Source organism: Streptomyces sp. NPDC028314, assembly GCF_055565795.1.
Genome location: NZ_JBVHTP010000004.1, coordinates 20532 through 44957 on the forward strand (window position 1 = coordinate 20532; position 24426 = coordinate 44957).

The following is a 24426-nucleotide window of genomic DNA, read 5'->3' on the forward strand; positions in this document are numbered from 1 at the left end:
CGCGATAGTCCTCGGGGGCACTGAAGCCCCCGGCACGCGCCCGGCGCACGACCGTGCCCGGGCCTTCGCTGATTTCCGCTGCCGGGACCTCATGCCGATCATGGCCGGTTCCCGTGCGGCCTCTCTCGACGACGTAGCGTCGATCCCGAACGGACACCCCGCCTCGCGGCGCTATGTCATTCCTTCCTTCACCTACGTCACGCAACGGCGCGCGACAGGAGCCAGAGGACATGCAGACCAAGCTGGACGAAGCAAAGGCCGAGCTGCTTTCACGGGCGGCCCGGGTAGCTGAGAACAGCCCGGCCGGGGGGCTACTTCCGACTGGGTCCGAGCCGGGGGGGCGTCCCGACCAGGGCACGACGCTCGCCTACCTCCAGCGCTACTACCTGCACACCGCACCGGAGGACCTCGCCGACCGGGACCCGGTCGACGTGTTCGGTGCGGCGCTCTCGCACTACCGGCTCGCGGAGAAGCGCCCCCAGGGCACCGCGAACGTCCGCGTACACACCCCCACGGTCGAGGAGAACGGCTGGACCTCCAGCCACTCGGTCGTCGAGGTGGTCACCGACGACATGCCGTTCCTCGTCGACAGCGTCACCAACGAGCTGTCCCGCCAGGGACGCGGCATCCACGTCGTGATCCACCCGCAGGTCGTCGTACGCCGTGACATCACCGGCAAGCTGATCGAGATCCTCGGCCCCGACTGCGACGCGCACGGACCCAGGACCGCGCGCCCCCACGACTCCCTCGTCGAGTCCTGGATCCACGTCGAGATCGACCGCGAGACCGACCGCGCGGACCTCAAGCAGATCACCGCCGATCTGCAGCGCGTCCTGTCCGACGTCCGCGAGTCCGTCGAGGACTGGGAGAAGATGCGCGACGCCGCGCTGCGCATCGCGGAAGAGCTGCCGAACGAGCACACCGCGCCCGACCTGCGCGAGTACGAGCTCGAAGAGGCCCGTGAGCTGCTGCGCTGGCTCGCCGACGACCACTTCACCTTCCTCGGCTACCGCGAGTACAACCTCGTCGACGGCGACGCGCTCTCCGCCGTCCCCGGCACCGGCCTCGGCATCCTGCGCTCCGACCCGCACCACAGCGGCAAGGACGACGGCCACCCGGTCTCGCCGTCCTTCAACCGGCTGCCCGCCGACGCCCGCGCCAAGGCGCGCGAGCACCGCCTGCTGGTGCTGACCAAGGCCAACAGCCGCTCCACCGTGCACCGCCCCTCGTACCTCGACTACGTGGGCGTCAAGAAGTTCGACGCCGACGGCAACGTCGTCGGCGAGCGCCGCTTCCTCGGCCTGTTCTCCTCCGCCGCGTACACCGAGTCCGTGCGCCGCGTCCCGGTCATCCGCCGCAAGGTCTCCGAGGTCCTCGAAGGCGCCGGCTTCGCGCCGTCCAGCCACGACGGCCGCGACCTGCTGCAGATCCTGGAGACCTACCCGCGCGACGAGCTGTTCCAGACCCCGGTCGACAAGCTCCGCGAGATCGTCACCTCCGTCCTGTACCTCCAGGAGCGGCGCCGGCTGCGGCTGTACCTGCGCCAGGACGAGTACGGGCGCTACTACTCCGCGCTGGTCTACCTGCCGCGCGACCGCTTCACCACCGGTGTCCGGCTGCGCCTGATGGACATCCTCAAGGAGGAGCTCGACGGCATCAGCGTCGACTTCACCGCCTGGAACACCGAGTCGATCCTCTCCCGCATCCACTTCGTCGTCCGCGTCCCGCAGGGCAAGGAACTGCCGGTCCTGACCGACTCCGACGTCGAGCGCATCGAGGGCCGGCTGGTCGAGGCCGCCCGCTCCTGGGCCGACGGCTTCGGCGAGGCGCTCATCGCGGAGACCGGTGAGGAGCGCGCCGCCGAACTGCTGCGCCGCTACGGGTCCTCCTTCCCCGAGGGCTACAAGGCCGACCACTCGCCGCGCTCCGCCGTCGCCGACCTGGTCCGGCTGGAGCGGCTGTCCGCCAGCGACAGCGACTTCGACCTCTCCCTGTACGAGCCGGTCGGCGCGGGTCCCGGCGAGCGCCGCTTCAAGATCTACCGTCAGGGCGAGCAGGTCTCCCTGTCCGCCGTGCTGCCGGTCCTCCAGCGCCTCGGCGTCGAGGTCACCGACGAGCGCCCGTACGAGCTGCGCTGCAGCGACCGTACGAACGCCTGGATCTACGACTTCGGCCTGCGGATGCCCGTCTCCGCCGGCGGCGGCGACAGCTACCTGGGCGACGACGCCCGCGAGCGCTTCCAGGAGGCCTTCGCGGCGGTCTGGCAGGGCGACGCGGAGAACGACAACTTCAACACCCTGGTGCTGAGCGCCGGGCTCACCTGGCGGCAGGCCGTGGTGCTGCGCGCCTACGCGAAGTACCTGCGCCAGGCCGGCTCCACCTTCAGCCAGGACTACATGGAGGACACCCTCCGCAACAACGTCCACACCACCCGGCTGCTGGTCTCGCTGTTCGAGGCCCGGATGTCGCCCGGCCGTCAGGCCGCCGGCAGCGAGCTCGTCGACGCGATGCTGGAGGAGCTGGACGGGGCCCTGGACCAGGTCGCCTCGCTGGACGAGGACCGCATCCTGCGTGCCTTCCTCACCCTCATCAAGGCGACCCTGCGCACCAACTTCTTCCAGCTGAGCGACGCGGGCGAGCAGCACGCGTACGTGTCGATGAAGTTCGACCCGCAGGCCATCCCGGACCTGCCGGCGCCCCGCCCGGCCTTCGAGATCTGGGTGTACTCCCCGCGCGTCGAGGGCGTCCACCTGCGCTTCGGCAAGGTCGCCCGAGGCGGCCTGCGCTGGTCCGACCGCCGCGAGGACTTCCGTACGGAGATCCTCGGCCTGGTCAAGGCGCAGATGGTCAAGAACACCGTCATCGTGCCGGTCGGCGCCAAGGGCGGCTTCGTCGCCAAGAACCTGCCCGACCCGTCGGTGGACCGTGACGCGTGGCTCGCCGAGGGCATCGCCTCGTACAAGATCTTCATCTCGGCGCTGCTCGACATCACCGACAACATGGTCGGCGGCGAGGTCGTGCCGCCCAGGGGCGTGGTCCGCCACGACGAGGACGACACCTACCTCGTCGTCGCCGCCGACAAGGGCACCGCGACCTTCTCCGACATCGCCAACGGTGTCGCGGAGTCCTACGGCTTCTGGCTGGGCGACGCCTTCGCCTCGGGCGGCTCGGCCGGCTACGACCACAAGGGCATGGGCATCACCGCCCGCGGCGCCTGGGAGTCCGTCAAGCGGCACTTCCGCGAGCTCGGGCACGACACCCAGACCCAGGACTTCACCGTCGTCGGCGTCGGCGACATGTCCGGTGACGTCTTCGGCAACGGCATGCTGCTCTCCGAGCACATCCGCCTGGTCGCCGCCTTCGACCACCGCCACATCTTCATCGACCCGGACCCGGACGCGGCCACCTCGTACGCCGAGCGCCGGCGCCTGTTCGACCTGCCGCGTTCCTCGTGGGCCGACTACAACAGCGAGCTGCTCTCGCAGGGCGGCGGCATCCACCCGCGTACCGCCAAGGCCATCCCGGTCAACGCGCAGGTCCGCGCGGCGCTCGGGATCGAGGCGGGCGTCTCCAAGATGACCCCGGCCGAGCTGATGCAGGCCATCCTCCAGGCCCCCGTGGACCTGCTGTGGAACGGCGGCATCGGTACGTACGTCAAGGCGACCGCCGAGACGCACGCCGACGTCGGCGACAAGGCCAACGACGCCATCCGCGTCAACGGCTCGGACGTCCGCGCGAAGGTGATCGGCGAGGGCGGCAACCTGGGTCTGACCCAGCTCGGCCGCATCGAGTTCGCCCGCACCGGCGCCGGCGGCGAGGGCGGCAAGATCAACACCGACGCCATCGACAACAGCGCCGGCGTGGACACCTCCGACCACGAGGTGAACATCAAGATCCTGCTGAACTCGGTCGTCACCGACGGGGACATGACCGTCAAGCAGCGCAACAAGCTGCTCGCCGAGATGACCGACGAGGTCGGCAAGCTGGTGCTGCGCAACAACTACGCGCAGAACACCGCCCTGGCCAACGGCGCCGCCCAGGCCCCGAGCCTGCTCCACGCCCAGCAGCGCTTCATGCGCCGCCTGGAGCGCGAGGGGCTGCTCAACCGCGAGCTGGAGTTCCTGCCCACCGACCGGCAGATCCGCGAGCTCCTCGGCAACGGCAAGGGCCTGACCCAGCCGGAGCTGGCCGTCCTGTTCGCCTACACCAAGATCACGGTGTCGGACGAGCTGATCGCCACCGGGCTCCCGGACGACCCGTACCTGCGCCGTCTGCTGCACGCCTACTTCCCGGGCGCCCTGCGGGCGAAGTTCCCCGAGCAGATCGACGGGCACGCGCTGCGCCGCGAGATCGTCACCACCCTGCTGGTCAACGACACCGTGAACACGGGCGGTTCGACCTTCCTGCACCGCCTGCGGGAGGAGACCGGCGCGTCCACGGAGGAGATCGTCAGGGCCCAGCTCGCGGCCCGCGAGATCTTCGGCCTGGCCGAGGTGTGGGACGCGGTCGAGGCTCTGGACAACGAGGTCGCGGCCGACGTCCAGACCCGGGTGCGGCTGCACTCGCGGCGCCTGGTGGAGCGCGGCACCCGCTGGCTGCTGAACAACCGGCCGCAGCCGCTGCAGATCACCGAGACGATCGAGCTCTTCTCCGAGCGGGTGACCGACGTCTGGGCCCAGCTGCCCAAGCTGGTGCGCGGCGCCGACCTGGAGTGGTACCAGTCGATCATGGACGAGCTGATCGGCGAGGGCGTGCCGGAGGAGCTGGCGGCCAAGGTGGCCGGCTTCTCGTCCGCCTTCCCGACGCTCGACATCGTCGCGATCGCGGACCGGACGTCCGTCGACCCGCTGGACGTCGCGGAGGTCTACTACGACCTCGCGGACCGGCTGAACATCACCCAGCTGATGGACCGGATCATCGAGCTGCCGCGGTCCGACCGCTGGCAGTCCATGGCCCGCGCCTCCATCCGCGAGGACCTGTTCGCGGCGCACGCGGCCCTGACCGCCGACGTGCTGTCGGTGGGCAACGGCGACTCGACTCCCGAGGAGCGCTTCAAGGCGTGGGAGGAGAAGAACGCGGCGATCATCGGGCGCGCGCGGACGACCCTGGAGGAGATCCAGGGGTCGGACGACTTCGACCTGGCGAACCTGTCCGTGGCGATGCGGACGATGCGCTCGCTGCTGCGCGCACACGCGTAGTGCGCGCGCTCCGCTGACGCGGGGTGCGTGAACGGGGCGGCCCCCGGGACCATCCGGTCCCGGGGGCCGCCCCGTTCGTGCCCGTGCCCCGGGCGCGGCCGGGTCTACCGCTTCGTGAAGGCCTCGTACGCGTCGCAGACCTCGGCGGAGGGGCCGTCCATGCGGAGCACCCCCGACTCCAGCCAGATCGCCCGGTCGCAGGTCTGGCGGACCGTGCCGATGCCGTGGCTGACGAGGAAGACGGTGCCGGCGCGCTCGCGCAGCTCCTCGATCCGGGCCTGGCTGCGGCGCTGGAAGGCGGCGTCGCCGGTGGCCAGGGCCTCGTCGATCATCAGCACGTCGTGGTCCTTGGCGGCGGCGATGGAGAACCGCAGCCGGGCGCCCATGCCGGAGGAGTACGTCCGCATGGGCAGGGAGATGAAGTCGCCCTTCTCGTTGATCCCGGAGAAGTCGACGATGTCCTGGTAGCGCTCGCGGATCTGCTGCCTGGACATGCCCATCGCGAGGCCGCCGAGGACCACGTTGCGCTCGCCGGTCAGGTCGTTCATCAGGGCGGCGTTCACCCCGAGCAGGGACGGCTGCCCGTGCGAGTAGATCGTGCCGCGGGCCACCGGCTGGAGGCCGGCGATGGCCGCGAGCAGGGTGGATTTGCCGGAGCCGTTGGAGCCGATGAGGCCGATGGCCTCGCCCTTGTACGCGGTGAAGCTGACGCCCTTGACGGCGTGCACCTCACGGATGCCGGGGGCGGGCCGGCGGGAGAAGATCCGGCTGAGGGCCGCGGTGGCGCCGCCCTTGCGGGCGCCGGAGCCGTGGACCTTGTAGACGACGTGGACCTCGTCCGCGATGACGGTCGGGACGCGGGTCCCGGGGGCGTGCCCGGTGGTGGGGGCGGTGCGGGGCAGGGTTGCGGTGTCAGCCACGGCCGTACTCCTCCTCAGCCTTCCAGAAGTAGATGAAACCGCCGACGCCGGCGAGCAGGGCCCAGCCGGCGGCGATCGGCCACACGTGGTGGGGGAGCGATCCCGCCTTGAAGCTGTCGATCAGCGCGAACCGCATCAGGTCGATGTAGACGGCCGCCGGGTTGAGCTTGAGGGCCATCGTGACCCAGTGCGGGAGGTGGTCCGTCTTCAGGATCGAGTCGATGGACCACATCACGCCGGAGGAGTACATCCAGGTGCGCAGCACGAACGGCATCAGCTGGCTGACGTCCGGGCTCTTGGAGCCGATGCGGGCCATGACCATGGCGCAGCCGGCGCAGAAGACGGCCGTCAGGGCGAGGGCGGGCAGGGCCAGGAGCCAGGACGGGCCCGGGGTCTGGCCGAAGGCGAGCAGCAGGACGACCAGGGCGCCCATGGTGACGAGCAGCTGCTGGAAGAGCTGGACGACGGTGGAGATGGGCAGGCTCGCGCGGGGGAAGTGCAGGGCGCGCACCAGGCCCAGGTTGCTGTGGACGGAGCGGGTGCCGGCGTTGATCGAGCTGCCGATGAAGTCCCAGACGAACACGCCGGTGATCAGGAACGGCACGTAGTCGGGCACGTCGTGGCTGGCCCGCATGACGATGCCGAAGATGAAGTAGTAGACGGCCGCGTTGAGCAGCGGGGTCACCAGGTGCCAGACCTGGCCGAGTCTGGCGGTGCTGTACGTGGCATGCATGCGGGCGGTGGCGTACGCCGTCACGAAGTGGCGGCGGCCCCAGAGCTGGGCGATGTAGCGGGGGAGGGAGGGGCGGGCGCCGCTGACGGTCAGGCCGTGGGCGGCCGCCAGTTCCGCCGCCGAGGGGGGCGGGCTGGTCACGGTCACGGTGGTCACGGGAGGTCGCTTTCGACGGGGGCGGGCGTCGGCTGTGCGTCGGCTGTGCGTCGGGACGGTTCCGTATCGTCGCTACGGCGAGGTTAGGGCGTGGTGCGTCGGAACGCAACCGTATCGTCGTGACGGGAGGGTGCCGGCGTGCGCGGCTATGCTCTGTGCATGACCAACGAGCCTGCCCCCGCCCCCTCCGCCGCCCCCGCCCGCCGCGCCCCCGCCGGGGCCGCCGTCCTGCGGGAGGACGTGACCGAGGCGATCCGGGCCGCGGTGGTCGAGGAGCTGGCCGCGGTCGGCTTCGCCCGGATGTCGATCGAGGGCATCGCGCGGCGCGCCGGGGTCGGGAAGACGGCCGTGTACCGGCGCTGGAAGTCCAAGCTCCACCTGGTGCTGGACCTCGTCGGCGCCTTCGCGGCGGACGGCCTGCCGGTGCCGGCGACGGGATCGCTGTACGGGGACGTACGGGCGCTGCTGGAGGTCATGTCGCACGTGCTGCGGCACCCCGTCGCCTCGGCGGTGATCCCGGACCTGCTGGTGGAGGCCGCCCGGAACCCGGAGATCGCGGACGCGGTGCGCGGTGCGCTGCTGGACGGGGAGCGGCGCATGGCGCAGGGGATCATCTCCGACGCGGTGTCGCGCGGCGAGCTGCCGCGCGGGGTGGACCCGTCCCGGGCGCTGGACCTGGCGATCGGGCCCCTGTACTGGCGGCAGGTGGTGGTGCGCGAGCCCGTGCCGGGGCCGTACCTGGACGAGCTCGCCCGCTCGGTGGTCGCGGGCCTCCAGTCCGGCCCGCAGGCCTAGGCGGGGACGGCCCCTACGGCTCCTACGGCCCCTACGGCCAGAGGCCCGACGTGAGGTGGGCCAGCGTGGGTTCCGGGGCGGGGGCCGGGGCCGCGGGGGTGGGGCGGCGGTCCGGCAGCGGGGTGATCGCGGGGACCGGGGCGGACTGGCCCATGAAGACGCGGCGTACGACGCGCTCGGCCGCGTGGCCGTCGTCGTACGAGCAGAAGCGCGCGCGGAACGCCGCGCGCAGCTGCGCCGAACGCGAGCCCTGCCAGTGGCCGGTGGCGAAGATGTCCACCAGCTCGTCCTCGGTGCGGGCGATCGCGCCCGGCGGGCACGCCCGCAGGTCGAAGTACGTCCCGCGGGCGGCCTCGTACGCCTCCCAGTCGTCCGCGTGGATCACGATCGGCCGGTCCAGCGCCGCGTAGTCGAACATCAGCGACGAGTAGTCCGTCACCAACGCGTCCGAGGCCAGACAGAGTTCCTCCACCGACGGGTGCGCCGAGACGTCGATCAGCCGCGGATGGGGGTCCGGGGAGAAGGTCCCCGCGTACGTCAGGTGGGTGCGGGCCAGCAGCGTGAAGCGCGGGCCCAGGTCGCGCAGGACCCGCTCGAAGTCCAGGTGTTCGGGCCGGCTGCGCCGGTAGTCGCGGTGCGTGGGCGCGTAGAGGATCGCCGTCGAGCCCGGCGGGATGCCCAGGCGCTCGCGCAGCTCCAGCACCTGCGCCTGCGTGGTCCCGTGGAAGACGTCGTTGCGCGGGTAGCCGTACTCCAGCGTCGTGTACGAGGACGGCACGGCCCGCTCCCACACCAGCGTCGAGTGGCGGTTCGAGGAGAGCAGGTAGTCCCACTGGTCCGCGCCCCGCAGCAGGCCCGCGAAGTCCGTCGTCGGGGTGGCCGCCGGGCGGTCCTGGAGGTCCAGGCCGACCCGCTTGAGCGGTGTGCCGTGCTGGGTCTGGACCAGGATCTGGCCGGGGCGCTTGACCAGGGCGCGGTCGAAGTTGACGTTCGTGGTGAGGTACGTGGCGCGGGCGAGGGCCGTCCAGTACGCCGCCGAGCCCGGGCGCAGCGCGGTGGTCTGCGGCGGCAGGGTCGGCGCGTGGCGCGGGTCGCAGATCCAGGCGGTGCGCATCCGGGGCGCGAGTTCGCGCAGCTTGGCCTCGATGGCCGCCGGGTTGCAGGCGTACCCGCCGTGCCAGTAGGCGGAGAACACGGCCAGTTCCGGCCGTAGCGGCAGCGTCCGCTGGATCCGGTAGTGCAGCCGCAGGGCCGCCTCGCGCAGGCCCCGGCCCGCCGAGGCGCCCCCGCGCCCCAGGGCCAGGGCGCCCGAGCGCAGCACCGACAGCAGGCCGTACGCGCGGCGCGCGCCCAGCCGCATCAGGGTGTGCCGCAGCTGGTCGGTCCGGGACAGGGAGAGCGGCAGGGCCTGCGGGCCCCGGGCGCGGTAGCGGCGCAGCAGGGCCGAGGCCCGGCCGAAGAACTCGGCCCGGCTCGCGCGCGGCAGGCGGCGCGGGTCCGCGTACAGGGCGCAGAAGTGCTCCGCCATCCGCCGGTGCACCGCCGGGCGCCAGCGCTCCAGCTCGGGACGGCCGGCGAGGAAGCCGAAGACCCGGTCGTACTGGTCGAAGATGTCGAGGTGGCGGCGGCTGGAGGTGGTCAGGATCGAGCCCGTGCGGCGCTGGCGGTAGTGCACGCAGACCCGGTCGAGGACGGCCACGGACTCCGCCGCCAGCAGCGCCGGGTAGGTCCAGGGGGTGTCCTCGTAGAAGCCGGGCGGGAAGGCGAGGCCCTCGCGCTCCACGTACTCGCGGCGGTACGTCTTGTTCCAGACCACCATCAGCATGCCGAGCAGCGCCGGGCGGTCGGTGAGCCGGAAGCTGGCCGGGCCCTCCTCGGAGAGGCGGTGGGAGAGGCGGTTGCGGGTGGTCTCGCCGGTCCAGAAGGTGCGCGCGTAGTCGTAGACCAGGACGTCGGGGGAGCCGGTGGCCTTGAGGCGGTCGGTGATGGCCTGGAGGGCGCCGGGGGCCAGGGTGTCGTCGCCGTCGAGGAAGACCAGGTAGTCGCCGGTGGCCCGGGCCAGGCCCGCGTTGCGGGCCGGGCCCAGGCCCAGGTTGTGCGCCAGGTGCACGGCGGTGACCCGCGGGTCCCGGGCCGCGTACTCGTCGATGATCGAACCGCAGGCGTCGGGGGAGGCATCGTCGACCGCGATCAGTTCCAGATCCGGGTACGACTGGGACAGGACCGAGTCCAGGCTCTCCTGGAGGTACGCCTGAACCTTGTACGCGGGCACGATGACGCTGAACCGGGGCACGGCACATCCAGGGGTCGGCGCGGGCATATTGCCCAGGAACCCCCCGTGTGGTGATCGGGTTACGCGCGGTGTGGCATTCGGGTTACCCGGTGTCAACACCGCACGTCAACCCCGTGATCAGCGGCGGATCACTTGATCGCTCCGGCCATCACCCCCGAGACGAACTGCCGTTGGAAGGCGAAGAAGACCACGAGCGGCACCAGCATCGACAGGAAGGCGCCGGGCGCCAGTACGTCGATGTTGTTCCCGAACTGCCGTACCTGCTGCTGGAGCGCCACCGTGATCGGCGGATGCGCCGAATCCGCGAAGACGAGCGCGACCAGCATGTCGTTCCACACCCACAGGAACTGGAAGATGCCGAGCGAGGCGATCGCCGGACCGCCGAGCGGCAGCACCACCCGGGCGAACAGCCGCAGTTCGCCCGCCCCGTCGAGGCGGGCCGCCTCCAGCAGCTCGCGCGGGATCTCCGCGAAGAAGTTCCGCAGCAGGAACACCGCGAACGGCAGCCCGAAGGCGGTGTGGAAGAGCACCACCCCCGCCGTGGTCTCGAACAGGCCGATGGACCCGAAGAGTTCGGACACCGGGATCAGGGCCACCTGGACGGGGACCACCAACAGCCCGACGACCACGAGGAACAGCCAGTCCCGGCCCGGGAACTCCAGCCAGGCGAAGGCGTACCCGGCGAACGCGCCCAGCACGAGCACGAGGAGCGTCGCCGGGACGGCGATCGCCACGGTGCTGAGCAGCGAGCCGGTGATCGTGTCGTTGGCCAGCAGCCGCTCGTAGTTGTCCGCCGTCAGCCGGGACGGCGCGGTCAGCGCCTTCCACCAGCCGCCCCTGTTGAGGTCGGTCGGGGAGAGGAACGAGGAGATCAGCAGCCCCACCGTCGGCATCAGCCAGAACAGGCCCGCCAGGACCAGGAAGACCCGCAGCGCCCCGCCCGCCACGCGGGAGGCGGCGGTGGAGATGGACCGTGCGCTCATCGGCGGGCCTCCCGGCGCATCCGGCGGATGTTGTAGAGCATCACCGGCACCACCAGCACCAGCAGCAGCACCGCGATGGCACTGCCCAGCCCAGGGTCGGCGTTCGTGCCGAACGAGGTGCGGTACAGCTGGAACGCGAGCACGTTCGCGTCGTCCTGGACCGCGCCCGGCGCGATCACGAACACCAGGTCGAAGATCTTCATCACGTTGATGACCAGCGTCACGAGCACCACCGCCAGCACCGGCGCCAGCAGCGGGACGGTGATCCGGCGGAACACCTGCCACTCGTTCGCACCGTCCACCCGCGCGGCCTCCAGCAGCTCCCGCGGTACGGCCGCCAGCCCGGCCCCGATCAGCACCATCGCGAACCCGGCCCACATCCACACGTACGCCCCGATGATCGCCGGGGTCACCAGCGCCGGACCCAGCCACTGCACCCCCGCGTACGCCTCCCGGAAGTTCGACGCGGGCAGCCGCAGCAGCGCCCCGTCGGCCCTCGCGGACAGGGTGAACGTGCCGTCGGCCCGGGCCGACGCCGAGTCGACCACCTTGCCGTCCTTGACCGCCTCGATCCGCATCCCGGCGAAGGCCGACTCCGTCGGGTCGACCGCGTTGGTCCGGCCGCCTCCGCCGCGCGTGAAGTCCTGCCAGGCGGTGCCGGTGACCTTCCCGGGCTCGGCCGCGGCGGGCTTCGCCGTACGGGTGCCCTCGGGCAGGGCCTCCGGAGCCACGCCGACCAGCGGGAGCAGCGCCGGCACGCCCGCCCGTACGGGATCACGCGTCACGTACGCGCCCCCCTCGGCCGGGACCAGCGGGGAGTCCCGGCCCGGGCGGGCCTTGGGGAACGCCGAGGACTGGGCGAAGGTGTCGTGCACCCCCACCCAGACCGCGTTGGCCACGCCCCGGTCGGGGTCGTGGTCGTAGACGAGCCGGAAGATGATGCCCGCCGCCAGCATCGAGATCGCCATCGGCATGAAGACGAGCAGCTTGAACGCCGTTCCCCAGCGGACCCGCTCGGTGAGCACGGCGAAGATCAGGCCCAGCGCGGTGGCCGTGGTCGGGGCCAGCACCACCCACAGGGCCGTGTTCCGCAGCGCGGTACGGATGGTCTGGTCGTGCAGGATCTCCCGGTAGTTGCCGCCGCCCACGAAGGTGTCGCCGGTGCGGTCGAAGAAGCTGCGGTACACCGAGTAGCCGATCGGGTGCACGACGAGCGCGCCGAGCAGCAGCAGGGCCGGGAGCAGGAACGCGGCCGCGACCAGCCGGCGCCGCCGCGCCTCCGCCGAGCGCCCGGGCGCGGGCCGGCCCGGGGCACCGGCCTCGGCCGCTTTGCCGGCGGTCGCCCTGGCTTGGGTGGCCACGGGATCAGTTCCCGTAGGCCTTGGCCGCGTCGGCCTCCAGTTTCGCCTGGGCACCCGCCACGTCCGCCGGGTTCGCCAGGAAGTCCTGGAGCTGCTTCCACTCACCGGCGCCCGGAGTCCCGCCGAAGGCCGCCGGAGCCTGGTCCGACATGTCGAAGCGGAAGTCGTCGCCCGCCGCGATCAGCGCCTTCGCGATGTCGCGCTGGATGTCGTTCGGATAGGAGGCCGGGTTCACCGACTTGTTCGGGGAGACGAAACCGCCCTCGCGGGCCTGGATCTCCGCCGCGTCCGCCGACGCCAGGAAGGTCAGCAGGGCCTGCGCTCCCTTCGAGGGCTTCAGCGCGACCGCCACGTCACCGCCCGAGACCACCGGCGCCTTGTCGCCGACCGCCGGGAAGGGGAACACCAGCGCGTCCTTGCCCACCTTCGCGTCGGTCTGCGCGATGTTCACGGCCACGAAGTCCCCCTCGAAGACCATCGCGGCCGCCGGCCGGTCGCCGCCGGTGAAGGTCTGCGTCACCGACTTCGGGAACTCCGTGGACAGGGCCCCGTTCGGCCCGCCCGCCAGGAAGTCCTTGCGGCCGAACAGCTCCCCGAGGGTGGTCAGCGCCTGCTTGACGCTGTCGTCCGTCCACTTGATCTGGTGCTTCGCCAGCTTGTCGTACTTCTCCGGGCCCGCCTGGGAGAGGTAGACGTTCTCGAACCAGTCCGTCAGGGTCCAGCCGTCCGCACCCGCCACCGAGACCGCCGGGGTACCGGACGCGGACAGGGTGTCGGCCGCCGTCAGCAGGTCCTTCCACGTCTTCGGGGGCTGCACGCCCGCCGCCTCGAAGGCCTTCGCGTTGTACCAGATCAGCGACTTGTTGGCCGCCTTGTAGTAGACGCCGTACTGGGTGCCCCCGACCGCGCCCAGCGTCTTCCAGCCGGCCGAGTAGTTCTTGTCCAGCTGGGCCTGCGCCTCCGGCCCCACCGGCTGCGCCCACTTGTTCTGCACCGCCGAGACCAGCGCCCCGACCTGCGGGAGCAGCGCCACGTCCGGCGGGGCGCCGCCCGCGATCTTCGTACCGAGGAAGGTGACGATCGGGTCCTGCGCCGGAACGAAGGTGACGGTGGCGCCGGTCCGCTTCTCGAACTCCTTGAGCACCTTCGAGAAGTTGGCCTGTTCCGGGCCGGTCCACACCGCGGCGACCTCCAGCTTCTCGCCGGGCAGCTGCGGCAGTTCGACCCGGGGGGCGGACTGGCTCTCGCCGGAGGGCGCCGGATCCCCCTTCTTGCCGTCGCCGTCGCCGCCGCACCCGGTGAGCGCGAGCGCGCCCGCCGCGATCAGCGCGGCCCAGGCACGGTTCCTCGTACGGCTTCTGAGCTGGTTCCTGCGGCTCTTGGTGCGGCTGGTTCCCTGCTGACTGCGCATGGCTCTGCCCCCGATGCCTGTCCGGCCTTGGTGGTGTGTCCCGTGCCACAAGGTCTACGCCGTACCCGCGCACCCCCGCAATACCGCCTCGCGGTACGCGGGGGCCGGAGGGCTCAGGGAGCGGGCGGGAACAGCACCGGTATCGCCGAGACCAGGTGCGAGGCCCGGTCCAGGGCGCTGGCCAGCAGCGCCAGGTCGGTCGGGCCGTTGCCCAGCTCGCGCACCGGGCGGCGGGCCGGCGGATCACCCATCCGCTCCCACTCCACCGGCACCACGGTCGGCCTCGAGGTCGCCGTCCGCGGGATCCGGCCGGTGACCCGGCCCGCCTGGAACGGGACCGCGCGGCCGTCGGCGTGCCGGAGCAGCCCCCGGCCCGGGCCGGGCTGGTCCGGGGCGTCCAGCTCGACCCGCAGGGTGGCCAGCCGGGACAGTTCGGTGTCGGCCGTGCGGTCCGGGCGGGCGCTGGTGGCGACCAGGTGCACCCCGAGCCGGGCGCCCTCGCGGGCCACCCCCTCCAGGATCCGCACCAGCGAACCGGCGGCGGGGCGGCCCGTACTGCCGAGCCCGGGCGCGACCAGCGCGTCGAAGTCGTCGACCAGCAGCACCAGCCGGGGCAGCGGACCGGGGCCCGCGGCCGGGTCGGTGCGGGCGGCGGCGGAACGCAGCCGCAGGGTGCCCGAGCGCTGCGGGTCGAGATCGCCGCCGAGCTCGCCGGAGGGGGGCCGGCGGGGCGAGACCATCCGGTCGGACACCTCGCGGCGGGCGTGCCACTCGCTGAACGGGACGCCGTCCAGCAGCTCGTGGCGGCGCTTCAGCTCGGCGCCCAGCGCCTGGGCGAACTCCCGCATGCGCAACGGGTCCGAGGCCACCAGATGGGCCGACACGTGCGGCAGTTCGGTACAGGGCAGCAGCCCGTCGCCGCGCTCCCCGCCGGCCCCGTCCAGGAGCACCAGGCCGAGCCGGTCGGGCCGGGCCGCGGCGGCGAGGGAGGCCGCCACCGAACGCAGCAGCTCGGTGCGGCCGCTCCCGGCGGGCCCCTCGATCAGCAGGTGCGGGCCCTCGTGGACCAGCTCGGCCCCGACCGCCCCGCGCCGGCCGGTGCCCAGCACCACCTCGGCGAGGCCGCCGACGCCCTGGCCCTGCTCGGTGGCGGCCGCCCAACGGGCCATCAGCGAAGCGGGGGTGGCCCGGGCCAGGCCCAGCTCGTCGAGGAGCCGCGCGGTCTGCGGCAGCTGGGCGGCGGCCGGCCGGTAGCCCTCGGTGGCCGCCGATTCCGCCCGCAGCGGGGCGAGGGCGCGGGCGAAGCGCTCCGCCCAGGCGGCGGAAACGGCGTCCGCGACGGCGGTCGTGCCCGGCGGGACGGGGCGGCCGCCGCTGACCGCGAAGGTCCGTACGGCGGTGGCCACGTCCCCGCTCAGCAGGGCGGCCGTACCGCAGTCCCGGAAGGCCGGGGAGCCCGCGCACGCGGCCTCGAACGTCTCGGAGACCGGACTGGCGGGGGTCGCCGCCGGAGCCTCGGCGAGGGCCAGCACGTGGATCCCGGCGGCGGGCCCGTGCGAGGCCAGCCGCCCGGTGACGTCGCGGAGCGGGCCGGCGCCGGGGTCGCCGTCCAGGACGAGCAGCGTGTACGGGCCCTCGTACCCGGCCGCGGCCTGCCGGACCGCCTCCGGTCCGGCGGAGGCCCAGCCGCCGCCGAGCGGGCCCTCGTCGAGCCGGCGGGTCAGCTCACCGGTGCGGGCGGCGGCCTGGTCGCGGTCGTACGCGAGGAGCAGCCGGCAGTCCTGGCCGTGCGCGGGCCGGACGTGCGGGAGCCAGCCGAGCCAGCCCCAGTCGGCGCGCCGCTCCTGGACGGTGCGGGCCCGGTCGGCGGCGATCAGCACGACCTCCAGCTGCCCCGGCGCGTGCAGCGCGGCGAGCTGGGCGATCACGGACCGGGCCACGCCGGTCAGGCGGGCCCGCGGCCCGGCGATCCCGAGCGCCCCCGTCTCGTGCAGCGCGACCCTGCTGCCGGCGCCCAGGCCGACGTCGAGGGCGCCGGGGGCGCGGGACCAGAGCCGCCCGGTCGGCCCGAGCGCGGCGAGCAGCAGCGCCGCGGGGTCGTCCTCGTCGGGCCGGGCGGCCACCGCCACCTCGGCGTCGACGGCCGCCCCGGGGGACTCTTCGCCGCGCACCCACTTGCGGGCCCAGGCGCCTATGCCCCGTCGCCGGGGGGCGTTCGCGCCCCCGCTGCCCCAGTCCGCGCCGGGCGTACCGGGCGTACCGGGCGCGGGGCCGGCGGGGCCCGGTGCGGGCGGGCCGGACCACTCGGCCGCCCCGGGGGCCGGGTACCGCTGGGGCCCGCCCCCGAGCTGCGCTGCGGGCCCGGCGCCCTGGCCGGCGCCGTACGGGCCGGCGTCCCGGCCGGCGCCGTGCGAGCCCGCGCCGTACGGGCCGCTTCCGGCTCCGGCGGCATGCGCCCCCGAGCCGGGGCTGCCCGTGCCGGGGCTGCCCGTGCCGGGGCCGCCTGCGCCGGGGCTGCCCGTGCCGGGGCCGCCCGTGCCGGGGCCGCCCGCGCCGGTCGGCTGCGCGCCGGGGGTGCCCGATCCGCCGGAGGTGCCCGGCAGGCACAGGTGGCCCTCCAGGTCGGGCACCGCGGCCAGCACCGCTTCCGAGCCCCCGGCGGCCAGCCGGAGCGTCGATTCGCCGATCCGCAGCAGCGCCCCCGGTGCCAGTGCCACCGCGCGCGGTCCCACCGGGGCGCCGTCCAGCGTCGTGCCGTTCGTCGAGCCGAGGTCGGCCACCGCCACCCGCCCGTCCGGCATCACCGTCACCGCGCAGTGCAGCCGTGACACGTCGGGGTCGTCCAGCGGGACGTCCGCGTCGGACGAGCGTCCGATCCGGACCGCCCCGGGGTGCAGCAGGTGCACCCCGCCCGCGTCCGGACCGGCCACCACGTGCAGTTGAGGGGCGTCCAGCCCGTCCTCGGGCAGGGCCGGCGAGCCGTCCGGCACGGGGACGTGCAGCGCCAGCACGGCCCCGTCCACGAGCGGAGGTTCGCCCAGCACCCGCCGCTGGAGGTCGAGCCGTTCGGCCCCGGCGTACAGCACCACGGTGCCGCCGGTGTCTGGGCCGCCCACGGTCGCCGCGAGCCCGGAGGCGACCGCGGCCAGCGCGGTCCCGGCGGGCGCGGTGACGAGCACGTCACAGCCGGCGGGCGCGGTGGCGGTCTGGTGGCCGCTGCGCGACCCGAGGACGGTCAGCCGGATCTGCATCGCCGTCAGCGGTCCCTTCTGCGCGGTGCGCAGTGCACGGTGCGTGCGCCCGGCAGGGGAACGGCGGGACATGCCTGCCCGATCGACCCCCCGCCCGGCACGGACGCGTCGTCCGGTCAGGTCTGCCGGAAGGCGGGGCTCCCGTCCCTGCCGTTCCGTACGGGTGCATCCTCGCACCTGTCACGGACAACACGCCCGGCACCCGGCAACAAATGATCTTGATCGATCGTGACCCGATCCACTCCTGGCACGAATACGGACAAGTGAGCCGACGAAAGCCGAGGAAAATCGCCTCCGGCATACCCGGTAAAACTCACTCTTCGTACATATGTACGGCAACCAACCTTCGGCACCCGGCGTCTTCCACCGGGACACCCCCTAGAGTGGGCCGGAAAACCAAACAGCGGAAACACCCGAAACCAGACGACAGACAGACGACAGCAGGGGAGCGCGAGACGTGCGGCCAGTCGGCAGCAAGTACCTGCTCGAGGAGCCGCTCGGGCGCGGCGCCACGGGCACCGTCTGGCGTGCCCGCCAGCGGGAGACCGCCGGTGCGGAGGCAGCCGTCGCCGGGCAGCCCGGCGAGACCGTGGCCATCAAGGTCCTCAAGGAGGAGCTGGCCCAGGACGCGGACATCGTCATGCGCTTCCTGCGCGAGCGCTCGGTCCTGCTGCGCCTGACCCACCCCAACATCGTGCGCACGCGCGACCTCGTCGTCGAGGGTGATCTGCTGGCCCTGGTCATGGACCTGATCGACGGCCCCGACCTGCACAGGTACATCCGGGCGAACGGCCCCTTCAGCCCGGTCGCGGCGAGCCTGCTGACCGCCCAGATCGCGGACGCGCTCGCCGCCAGCCACGCCGACGGCGTGGTCCACCGCGACCTGAAGCCCGCCAACGTGCTGCTCGACGAGCGGAACGGCCAGATGAAGCCGATGCTCACCGACTTCGGCATCGCGCGCCTGGCCGACTCCCCGGGGCTCACCCGCACCCACGAGTTCGTCGGCACCCCCGCCTACGTGGCCCCCGAGTCCGCCGAGGGGCGCCCGCAGACCTCCGCCGTCGACATCTACGGCGCGGGCATCCTGCTCTACGAGCTGGTCACCGGCCGCCCGCCGTTCGCCGGCGGCACCGCGCTCGAAGTGCTCCACCGCCACCTCAGCGAGGACCCGCAGCGCCCCGCGAACCTTCCCGAGCCGCTCTGGACGGTCATCGAGCACTGCCTGCGCAAGGAGCCCGACGAGCGCCCCAGCGCCGAGAGCCTGGCGCGCGGGCTGCGCGTGGTCGCCTCCGGCATCGGCGTGCACTCCTCGCCCGACGAGGTCGAGGCCGCGCTCGGCGTCGCCGCCCTGCTCGCGCCCGACCCCTCGCCCGCGCCGGTCCCGGCGACGCCCGGGGCCGCCGACCCGACCCAGATGCTCCCCGCCGGCGCGGGCTCCCCGATGGGCGCCTACGACCCGAACGGCATGACCAGCGTCCTGCCGCCGGTCGGCGGGGCCGACGCGACCAGCGTGCTGCCCAGCACCGGCGCCGGCGGCGGCCCGGACCCGACGTCCGTCATGCCGCCCGTGCAGCAGCCGGACCAGCCGCACCCGTGGCAGTCGCAGATGCGGGCCGCCCGGGACCGCAACGAGCAGACCCAGATGCAGTACCTCGACCCGAGCGAGGACCCGCTGCGCCGCCGGCCGCAGCGCCAGGCGCCCCCGCCGCCGCAGCAGCGGCCCCAGCAGCAGCCGTACCGCCAGGGCCCGCCGCCGCAGCAGTACCAGCAGCCGCAGCAGCCCCCGCATCAGCCGCAGTACCAGCAGCCGCCGCAGCAGCAGTACTCCCCGCCGCAGCACTACCAGCCCCAGCAGCACCAGCCCCAGCACCAGCCCCAGTACCAGCAGCCCCCGCAGCAGCAGCCGTACCAGCAGCCCCGCCAGCCCCAGGGTCCGCCGCCGCAGCAGCCGGCCCCCCGGGCGCCGAGGGAGCCGCGCGAGCCGCGCCGCCGCAGCGCCAACCCGGTCCGGATCCCCGGCCTCGGTTGCCTCAAGGGCTGCCTGGTCATGATCCTGCTCTTCTTCGTGGCGGGCTGGCTGGTGTGGGAGCTGACCCCGCTCCAGGAGTGGGTCGGCACCGGCCGCGGCTGGTGGGACCAGGTGTGGACCTGGGGCTCGGAGGCCGTCGACTGGGTCAGCGCCATCGGCGACTCCACCGGCGGAGGCTCCACCCCCTGAGCCGCCATCGGCGTCCTGACGCTCCGACAAAGGGGCCTCGGGACGCCCCGGTAGCGCTTGGTTCGTGGATTTGTCGACTTCCGGGACGTGATTTCGCCCGCAGAAGTGAAGGTCGCCGCGATGCGGGGCGTCCAACGCCCACCCGGCCGCGTAGCTTTGGTGCGTACGCCAGCCGCTGAGGGAGCAGTCGTGGCACGGAAGATCGGCAGCCGGTACACCGCGCACCAGATCCTTGGACGCGGCAGCGCGGGCACGGTGTGGCTGGGCGAGGGGCCTGACGGCCCCGTCGCCGTCAAACTCCTGCGCGAGGACCTCGCGTCCGACCAGGAGCTGGTCGGACGGTTCGTCCAGGAGCGCAGCGCGCTGCTCGGGCTGGACCATCCACACGTGGTGTCCGTCCGCGACCTCGTCGTCGACGGCAACGACCTCGCCCTCGTCATGGACCTCGTCCGCGGTACGGATCTGCGCACGCGCCTCGACCGCGAGCGGCGGCTGGCCCCCGAGGCGGCCGTGGCCATCGTCGCGGACGTCGCGGACGCCCTGGCGGCGGCGCACGCGGCGGGGGTGGTGCACCGCGACGTCAAGCCGGAGAACGTGCTGCTCGACATGCAGGGCCCGCTGGGCCCGGGCGGCGCGCACCCCGCGCTGCTGACCGACTTCGGCGTGGCCAAGCTGATCGACTCCCCGCGGCGCAGCGCCGGCGGGCGGGCCTCGACGCCCACCACCCGGATCATCGGCACGCCGGACTACCTGGCCCCGGAGATCGTGGAGGGCCTGCCCCCGCGGGCGGCCGTCGACATATACGCGCTGGCCACGGTGCTGTACGAGCTCCTGGCGGGGTTCACGCCCTTCGGCGGCGGGCACCCTGGGGCGGTGCTCAGGCGGCACGTGACGGAGACCGTCGTGCCGCTGCCCGGGATCCCGGACGAGCTCTGGCAGCTGATGGTGCAGTGCCTCGCGAAGGCCCCCGCCTCGCGGCTGCGGGCCTCGGAGCTGTCCGCCCGGCTGCGGGACCTGCTGCCGATGCTGGCCGGGATGCCGCCGCTGGACGTGGACGAGCCGGACGACGCCGAGCCGGAGCCGGAGGAGCCCGAGGAGGCGTCCGCGGACCCGGTGCGCCGTCGCGGGGTGGTGCCCCTGGTGCCGGGCTCCGCGACGGACTCGAACCGGGACACGCACACCTCGATGCGGGTGCCGGGGCCGGACGAGCTCGCCGGGGGTGCGCTGGGCACGGCCCGGGTCCCGCGCCCCGCGGGCGGCCACCGGCCGGGTTCCGCCCGGCACCGGGCCGAAGCCGCCCGCAAGCGGCGCCTGGTCATGTCGGCGTCCGCGCTGGCCCTGGCCGCCGCCGTGGGCCTCGGCACCTGGCTGGCCGTCTCCGGCGACGACACCCCGCCTCCCCAGGACAGCAAGCGGTCGGTCCCCCGCACCCCCTGAAGGGTGCGGGAGGAGGGGCTACGCCGGGACGAGTTCCGGGTGCCAGCGCCGCGCCACGGTGGGGTGGGCGCGGACCCAGCCCTTCAGCTCGTTGCGGCCGTACTCCGCGTGCAGCGGGTTCGACGCGTCGTGGGCCACTCCCGGCGCCGAGCGCAGGTAGTCGCCGGGGACCGTGTCGACGACCGCGTCCAGGCGCGGGTTGTAGAAGAACGGCACCGAGAACCGCTCCACCGCCCCCGGCGGGCTCACCACGCGGTGGTCGGTGGCCCGCAGGTAGCCCTCCGTGGCGATCTCCAGCAGCTCGCCCAGGTTGACCACGAACGCCCCCGGGAGCGGCGGTATGTCGACGTACTCCCCGTCCCGTACGACCTGGAGCCCGCCCACCGAGTCCTGGAGCAGCAGGGTCAGGAAGCCGTAGTCCTTGTGCGCGCCCACGCCCTGGTCGGCGCCGGTCGGGGCGGATCCGGGGTAGCGGATCAGCTTCGTGTGCAGGTGCGGGCGCTCGGCGAAGGCCGCGTCGAAGAAGTCCGGGGGAGCGCCGATCGAGGCGAGCAGCTCCCGCAGCAGGCGGTGGGCCACGGAGGCGAGGCGGGACTGCCAGTCGAGGACCACCTCGCGCAGCTCCGGCAGGGCCGCCGGCCACAGGTTCGGGCCCTCCAGCCACAGGTACGCCGGGTCGTCCGGCCCCAGCGCCGGCGCGGGCCGCTCGGCGCCCACGTCCAGCTGGTCGCGCCAGTCGGAGGCCCCGCCGGTGAGCTCGTGCCCGATCCGGGTGTAGCCGCGGAAGTGCGGGGAGTTCAGATTGCTCACGGCCAGCCGGTCGGCCTCCGGGAGGGCGAAGAAAGCCCTGGTCAGCTCCAGGATGCGGGCGGTTTCCGACTCGCTGATCCCGTGCCCGGTCAGGTACAGGAAACCGGTGTCCCGGGCGGCCGCGTGCAGCTGCCGCAGGAAGTCCTCCCGCTCGGCGGGGTCGTCGGCCCGGGACAGGTCGATGACGGCCAGCGAGGTGGCGAGAGAGTCGGCACGGGAGGAAGAGGAAGGGTGCGCGGACGGCATGACGGCTCCGTTTCGGATGTCACGGGGTCCTGTTCCCCAGAGATGGCGGGGCAGCGGGTGGGGAAGGCCGCCGGCAGGGATGGCGCCGGGGCCGCGTGTCCGCGTTCAGGACCGAAGTCGGATCGGGGTGGATCAGGCTCGTGCGAGGTCCGGCGGCAGACAGCTCGTGGTGGTGACACGCATGTGGTCCACATGGCGGCGCTTCACGAGTAGGACGGTCATATGGTGAGGGTACGCCCGTGCGAACCCCTCTCCGTACGGACCGATCCAGCCTGGCCGGAGAGTGCCGTCCGATGACCGGCTACGCTGGACCCGTGGCAGTCGTCGATGTTTCCGAAGAGCTGAAGTCCCTCTCCTCGACCATGGGGTCGATCGAGGCCGTCCTGGACCTCGACAAGCTGAGGGCAGATATCGCCGTGCTCGAGGAGCAGGCCGCCGCGCCGTCCCTGTGGGACGACCCGGAGGCCGCCCAGAAGATCACGAGCAAGCTTTCGCACCTCCAGGCCGAGGTCCGCAAGACCGAGACCCTGCGCGGCCGCATCGACGACCTCTCCGTGCTCTTCGAGCTCGCCCAGGAGATGGACGACGCGGACACCCTCGCGGAGGCGGAGAGCGAGCTGGTCTCCGTGCGCAAGGCGCTGGACGAGATGGAGGTCAGGACCCTGCTCTCCGGCGAGTACGCCGAGCGCGAGGCCCTGGTCAACATCCGCGCCGAGGCCGGCGGCGTCGACGCCTCCGACTTCGCCGAGCGCCTCCAGCGCATGTACCTGCGCTGGGCCGAGCGGCACGGCTACCCCACCGAGGTGTACGAGACCTCCTACGCGGAAGAGGCCGGCATCAAATCGACCACCTTCGTGGTCAAGGCCCCGTACGCCTACGGCACCCTCTCCGTCGAGCAGGGCACCCACCGGCTGGTCCGGATCTCGCCCTTCGACAACCAGGGCCGCCGCCAGACGTCCTTCGCGGGCGTCGAGGTGCTGCCGGTCGTCGAGTCCAGCGACCACGTCGAGATCGACGAGGGCGAGCTGCGCATCGACGTGTACCGCGCCTCCGGCCCCGGCGGCCAGGGCGTCAACACGACCGACTCGGCCGTGCGCATCACGCACATCCCGACCGGCATCGTCGTCTCCTGCCAGAACGAGCGTTCGCAGATCCAGAACAAGGCCAGCGCGATGAACGTGCTCCAGGCCAAGCTCCTGGAGCGGCGCCGCCAGGAGGAGCAGGCCAAGATGGACGCCCTCAAGGACGGCGGCAGCTCCTGGGGCAACCAGATGCGGTCCTACGTCCTGCACCCGTACCAGATGGTCAAGGACCTGCGGACGGAGTTCGAGGTCGGCAACCCGCAGGCGGTGCTCGACGGCGAGATCGACGGCTTCCTGGAGGCCGGGATCCGCTGGCGCAAGCAGCAGGAGCAGACCGCGTAACGACGCGGCGTAAACACGGCAAGGGCCCGGACACCCCAAGGTGTCCGGGCCCTTGCGCGTAGCGTGTGATCGGGACGCGGCAGAAGAACTACGCGGTCTGGGCCACCAGCGCCAGAGCTGCCACCAGCACCACCAGAAGCGCGATGAGCGCCATGGGGTTCAGGCCGGCGAAGGGGCTCTCCTGCTGGAGGCGCTCCCGGTTCGCCCGGCACACCGGGCAGCGGCCCTGGCTGACGGGTGCGGCGCAGTTCGCGCACACGAGCCGGTCATATGTCATGCGCTCCTCCTCTCGTCCCCTGGTACAACGGCAAGGGGAACGAGTCCGTTCCCCCTACCACTGTGCCAGCTTCGGCGACATTCGGCGCGGCCCGTCCGGGCAATCGCGATCCGGCTCCTCCAGGACCCGGGGATAAATCGGGCAACTCCGGATGCCGGGTCCACACCCCGCGCCCGTTCGCGTATGGTCACGCACACCTACTCCCGGCGACCGTGGTGCACCCGTGATCCGATTCGACAACGTCTCCAAGTCCTACCCGAAGCAGAGCCGCCCCGCACTCAGAGATGTCTCGCTGGACATCGAGAAGGGTGAGTTCGTCTTCCTGGTCGGCTCCTCCGGCTCCGGCAAGTCCACCTTCCTGCGGCTGGTCCTGCGCGAGGAACGGGCGAGCCACGGCCAGGTCCACGTCCTGGGCAAGGACCTCGCCAAGCTCTCCAACTGGAAGGTCCCGCACATGCGGCGCCAGCTGGGGACCGTCTTCCAGGACTTCCGGCTCCTCCCCAACAAGACGGTGGCCGAGAACGTCGCCTTCGCGCAGGAGGTCATCGGCAAGCCGCGCGGCGAGATCCGCAAGGCCGTTCCGCAGGTCCTGGAGCTGGTGGGGCTCGGCGGCAAGGAGAGCCGGATGCCCGGTGAGCTCTCCGGCGGCGAGCAGCAGCGCGTGGCCATCGCCCGCGCCTTCGTCAACCGCCCCGCCCTGCTGATCGCGGACGAGCCGACCGGCAACCTCGACCCGCAGACCTCCGTCGGCATCATGAAGCTGCTGGACCGGATCAACCGGACCGGCACCACGGTGATCATGGCGACGCACGACCAGCAGATCGTGGACCAGATGCGCAAGCGCGTCATCGAACTCGAACAGGGCCGTCTCGTACGCGACCAGTCGCGCGGCGTCTACGGCTACCAGCACTGA

15 protein-coding genes are annotated in these 24426 nt (G+C 72.9%); 6 read left to right on the top strand and 9 right to left on the bottom strand.

The window, feature by feature from the left end:
* The first annotated feature begins 230 nt into the window (after positions 1 to 230).
* Positions 231 to 5198: an NAD-glutamate dehydrogenase gene (locus ACZ4TG_RS11035; protein ID WP_468161530.1), complete on the top strand. Its 4968-nt coding sequence runs from the start codon at positions 231 to 233 to the stop codon at positions 5196 to 5198.
* A 104-nt stretch (positions 5199 to 5302) separates the two neighbouring features.
* On the opposite strand, the gene ACZ4TG_RS11040 is transcribed toward ACZ4TG_RS11035, so the two are convergent.
* Both ACZ4TG_RS11040 and ACZ4TG_RS11045 read right to left on the bottom strand, forming a co-directional pair.
* Complete coding sequence (locus ACZ4TG_RS11040; protein WP_468161532.1) at positions 5303 to 6118, bottom strand: ABC transporter ATP-binding protein; 816 nt, start codon at positions 6116 to 6118, stop codon at positions 5303 to 5305.
* Entirely contained in the window at positions 6111 to 7007 is an 897-nt protein-coding gene (locus ACZ4TG_RS11045) for an ABC transporter permease (protein ID WP_468161534.1), read from the bottom strand. Before ACZ4TG_RS11045 ends, ACZ4TG_RS11040 begins: the two co-directional genes overlap by 8 nt.
* A gap of 159 nt (positions 7008 to 7166) precedes the next feature.
* Between ACZ4TG_RS11045 and ACZ4TG_RS11050 the strand changes: the two genes are divergently transcribed.
* Positions 7167 to 7802, top strand: coding sequence for a TetR/AcrR family transcriptional regulator (locus ACZ4TG_RS11050; protein WP_468161536.1), 636 nt, complete (start codon positions 7167 to 7169; stop codon positions 7800 to 7802).
* A gap of 31 nt (positions 7803 to 7833) precedes the next feature.
* Here ACZ4TG_RS11050 and ACZ4TG_RS11055 read toward each other — a convergent pair whose 3' ends face one another.
* The 5 genes from ACZ4TG_RS11055 to ACZ4TG_RS11075 form a co-directional block, all read right to left on the bottom strand.
* The gene (locus ACZ4TG_RS11055) at positions 7834 to 10095 is read right to left on the bottom strand and encodes a bifunctional glycosyltransferase/CDP-glycerol:glycerophosphate glycerophosphotransferase (RefSeq protein ID WP_468161538.1); all 2262 of its coding nucleotides are present in this window, start codon (positions 10093 to 10095) and stop codon (positions 7834 to 7836) included.
* A 128-nt stretch (positions 10096 to 10223) separates the two neighbouring features.
* On the bottom strand, positions 10224 to 11078 hold the full coding sequence (locus ACZ4TG_RS11060; protein WP_468161540.1) for a carbohydrate ABC transporter permease: 855 nt from the start codon (positions 11076 to 11078) through the stop codon (positions 10224 to 10226).
* Complete coding sequence (locus ACZ4TG_RS11065; RefSeq protein ID WP_468161542.1) at positions 11075 to 12439, bottom strand: carbohydrate ABC transporter permease; 1365 nt, start codon at positions 12437 to 12439, stop codon at positions 11075 to 11077. The genes ACZ4TG_RS11060 and ACZ4TG_RS11065 overlap by 4 nt, the downstream gene beginning before the upstream one ends.
* 4 nt (positions 12440 to 12443) lie before the next feature.
* Entirely contained in the window at positions 12444 to 13850 is a 1407-nt protein-coding gene (locus ACZ4TG_RS11070; protein WP_468161544.1) for an ABC transporter substrate-binding protein, read from the bottom strand.
* Positions 13851 to 13963: 113 nt separating this feature from the next.
* Positions 13964 to 17101, bottom strand: a complete 3138-nt coding sequence (locus tag ACZ4TG_RS11075) for an FHA domain-containing protein (protein WP_468162097.1) — start codon at positions 17099 to 17101, stop codon at positions 13964 to 13966.
* A gap of 457 nt (positions 17102 to 17558) precedes the next feature.
* On the opposite strand from ACZ4TG_RS11075, the gene ACZ4TG_RS11080 reads away from it, so the two are divergent.
* A complete protein-coding gene (locus ACZ4TG_RS11080) occupies positions 17559 to 19319 on the top strand; it encodes a serine/threonine-protein kinase (protein WP_468161546.1) in 1761 nt (586 codons plus the stop codon).
* Positions 19320 to 19508: 189 nt separating this feature from the next.
* Positions 19509 to 20756, top strand: coding sequence for a serine/threonine-protein kinase (locus tag ACZ4TG_RS11085; RefSeq protein ID WP_468161548.1), 1248 nt, complete (start codon positions 19509 to 19511; stop codon positions 20754 to 20756).
* 18 nt (positions 20757 to 20774) lie between these two features.
* Here the strand turns inward: ACZ4TG_RS11085 and ACZ4TG_RS11090 are convergent, their stop codons facing one another.
* Positions 20775 to 21812, bottom strand: coding sequence for an isopenicillin N synthase family dioxygenase (locus tag ACZ4TG_RS11090; protein WP_468161550.1), 1038 nt, complete (start codon positions 21810 to 21812; stop codon positions 20775 to 20777).
* Between the two features lie 314 nt (positions 21813 to 22126).
* On the opposite strand from ACZ4TG_RS11090, the gene prfB reads away from it, so the two are divergent.
* Positions 22127 to 23236: a peptide chain release factor 2 gene (prfB, locus tag ACZ4TG_RS11095; RefSeq protein WP_468161552.1), complete on the top strand. Its 1110-nt coding sequence runs from the start codon at positions 22127 to 22129 to the stop codon at positions 23234 to 23236.
* An 88-nt stretch (positions 23237 to 23324) separates the two neighbouring features.
* On the opposite strand, the gene ACZ4TG_RS11100 is transcribed toward prfB, so the two are convergent.
* On the bottom strand, positions 23325 to 23513 hold the full coding sequence (locus tag ACZ4TG_RS11100; protein ID WP_468161554.1) for a hypothetical protein: 189 nt from the start codon (positions 23511 to 23513) through the stop codon (positions 23325 to 23327).
* Between the two features lie 223 nt (positions 23514 to 23736).
* Between ACZ4TG_RS11100 and ftsE the strand changes: the two genes are divergently transcribed.
* On the top strand, positions 23737 to 24426 hold the full coding sequence (gene ftsE, locus ACZ4TG_RS11105) for a cell division ATP-binding protein FtsE (protein ID WP_468161556.1): 690 nt from the start codon (positions 23737 to 23739) through the stop codon (positions 24424 to 24426).